The 2,777-nt window shown below is 41.1% G+C and carries 4 protein-coding genes; all 4 read left to right on the forward strand.

Going from position 1 to position 2,777, the window contains the following annotated elements; all coding sequences use genetic code 11:
* On the forward strand, positions 1-268 hold a 268-nt coding region (locus tag AC1DPZ_RS24940; RefSeq protein WP_477408569.1), incomplete at its 5' end, for a hypothetical protein.
* Positions 258-1,226 (forward strand): glycosyltransferase family 2 protein, encoded by a 969-nt coding sequence (locus tag AC1DPZ_RS24945; protein WP_477408571.1) that lies wholly within the window; start codon positions 258-260, stop codon positions 1,224-1,226. The genes AC1DPZ_RS24940 and AC1DPZ_RS24945, both read left to right, overlap by 11 nt.
* A complete protein-coding gene (locus AC1DPZ_RS24950) occupies positions 1,223-2,296 on the forward strand; it encodes a glycosyltransferase family 4 protein (RefSeq protein ID WP_477408573.1) in 1,074 nt (357 codons plus the stop codon). The genes AC1DPZ_RS24945 and AC1DPZ_RS24950 overlap by 4 nt, the downstream gene beginning before the upstream one ends.
* Positions 2,293-2,777 (forward strand): DUF1972 domain-containing protein (locus AC1DPZ_RS24955; RefSeq protein WP_477408575.1); only part of this gene is annotated, 485 nt, incomplete at its 3' end. The genes AC1DPZ_RS24950 and AC1DPZ_RS24955, both read left to right, overlap by 4 nt.

The following is a 2,777-nucleotide window of genomic DNA, read 5'->3' on the forward strand; positions in this document are numbered from 1 at the left end:
GACCAACAGTCCATTTTCCGTTTACGATCAATTACTGGCCGAATATGGATTAATTGGACTTGCAGGATTTTTCATTTATTACCTGGGCTTTTTTGCTAAACATTACAGCGTTTTAACCTATGGTCTGCCCGTTTTGCTTTTGATGATGGTTGCTTTTTTTATAGAATACTGGTTTGAGCAACTTTCTGTAGTAGTATTTTTTGAACTGTTGCTGCTGCTCAATTTAAAAGAATCCCAAACCATAAAACCGTTGACAAATGAACTTTGAAGTCCCAAAAATAACGGTTTTAATGCCTGTGTATAATGCAGGCAAGTATATCGGCGCTGCTATTGAATCGGTGTTGCAGCAAACGTTTATTGATTTTGAGTTGCTGATAGTTAATGACGGCTCAACAGATGATACCGTTGAGGTTATCAGTGCATTTAATGATCCCCGGATAGTGGTGATATACCAGGATAATAAGGGTGTTGCCCAGGCACTTAATTATGGATTAAAATATGCCCGTGCCCCATTTATAGCCCGTTTTGATGCGGATGACATTTGCTACCCCCAAAGGCTGCAGCAGCAGTATGATTTTATGATAGCCAATCCCGGGTATAGCATTATCGGTTCGGCAGCCGATTATATTGATATGGAGGGGCTTTATCTTTTTACACACAAACCACCGGCATTTAGTAATGAGGAGATACAGCAGCTTAAATATTCGGTTTGCCCGTTTATACACTCCTGCGTTTTCTATAAAAAAGACGTGGTTATTAATAAGGGTGGCTATAATGAGCACGCCTATACCTTTGAAGATCATTTTTTATGGGTAAATATCCTGAAAGATCAAAAGGCATGTAATCTTACACAATCACTTATCAAAGTAAGGCTTAATCCCGAATCCATTACTATTGATGAAAAGTGGCGGCCACGTAAATTCAGGGAGATCAAGTACTCCACACTTAAAAACCGTACTATCGGCATAAAAGAGGGCAGCTTATTGGCTGGGATCGGTGAAAAACAATATTCTGCTAAAATTAAACAGAGCTCCTATTATGCACTTTGCGGTAAAAAACTGCTGCTCAATAATTTTCAGCCACAAAAGGCGCGCGCATACACTGCAAGGGCTATCGGCATATCTCCGCTTAGGTTTGATAATTACCTGTTGTATACCGTTAGTTATTTTCCATCGAGCGTGATCACCTGGTTACACAAATTTGTTTCGGGAGGAGCAGTATTATGAACGTAGCATTCATAACGCGGTCTACATTGTATACCGTTCCTGGCGGCGATACCGTTCAGGCTGTGCAAACCGCCCGTCATCTCACCTTTATGGGCGTTACTGCCGACATAAAGTTAGCTAACGAGCATATCGATTATAACAGTTACGACTTATTGCACTTTTTTAATCTTGGCCGCCCTGCCGATATTTTACACCATAGCCAGAAGGCTCATAAACCTTATGTAATCTCAACAATATTATGCAATTACAGCGAGTTTGATCAGCAGCACCGTAAAGGGTTAGGCAGGCTGTTGAGGTACTTACCGGCGGATGGCGTTGAATATGTTAAAACAATAGCAAGGTTCCTGCTTGGCCGTGATAGAATGGCCAGCATGGCTTATACATGGAAAGGTCAGCGTAAAAGTATCATGGATATTTTAAGTCATGCGGCTATGATATTGCCTAATTCACAGTCAGAATATCAACGGGTATTAAGCAACTATCCGGGCGAAGTAAAGTGTATGATAATACCCAACGGTACAGATCAGCATTTGTTTAAATATGATGATACGGTAATTAAAGATGATAAACTGGTTGTTTGCGCTGCGCGGATAGAGGGTGTAAAAAACCAGTTGAACCTGATCAGGGCACTCAATAATACCACCTACCGCCTGCTGCTTATAGGTACACATGCGCCCAACCAGGCGGCTTATTACCATGAATGCCGGGATATAGCTGCAGATAATATTTGTTTTATTGACCAGGTGCCGCAATATGAGCTGGTAAAATACTATGCCCGTGCTAAAGTACATGTATTGCCCAGTTGGTTTGAAACTACCGGTTTAAGCTCAATAGAGGCCGCCCTGATGGCTTGTAATGTGGTTATCAGTGATAAAGGTGATGTAAGGGAATATTTTGGTAATGATGCCTTTTATTGCGACCCTGGTTCACCGCAAAGTATACTCGATGCTGTTGAAAAGGCAAGCCGATCGCCTGTTAATGAGTATTTAAGAAATAAGATCCTTCAAAATTATACCTGGAAACAGGCTGCTACACAAACTTTAAAAGCATATCAATCTGTTATAAAATGAAACTACGCATTGCAATATTAGGAACCAGGGGTATCCCCAATTACTACGGAGGATTTGAGCATATATCAGAATATGTATCGGATGGCCTGGTAAAACGCGGCCACTCGGTGACCGTTTATAATTCGCATAACCATCCCTATACACAGGATAGCTGGAACGGTGTAGAAATAAAGCACTGTTATGATCCTGAATACCTTATAGGTACCGCTGGCCAGTTTATCTATGACATGAATTGCCTGCTTGACGCCCGCAAAAGAAATTTTGATGTGGTATTAATTATGGGTTATACCAGCAGCTCGGTATGGGGGCCGATTTATCCAAAAAACAGCGCCATTGTTACCAATATGGATGGAATGGAATGGAAAAGGTCAAAGTATTCTAAACCAGTACAAAAATTTTTAAAATATGCCGAAAAACTGGCAGTGCAGTATAGCGATTCCTACGTTGCCGATTCGAGGGTAATAAAATCATACCTGAAGGA

This window comes from Mucilaginibacter sp. P4_G9 (assembly GCF_056400985.1).

What these genes read in the sequence shown, in the direction of transcription:
- AC1DPZ_RS24945 (WP_477408571.1), top strand. Translation starts at nt 258, where the DNA reads ATGAACTTTGAAGTCCCAAAAATAACGGTTTTAATGCCTGTGTATAAT.
- AC1DPZ_RS24950 (WP_477408573.1), top strand. Translation starts at nt 1,223, where the DNA reads ATGAACGTAGCATTCATAACGCGGTCTACATTGTATACCGTTCCTGGC.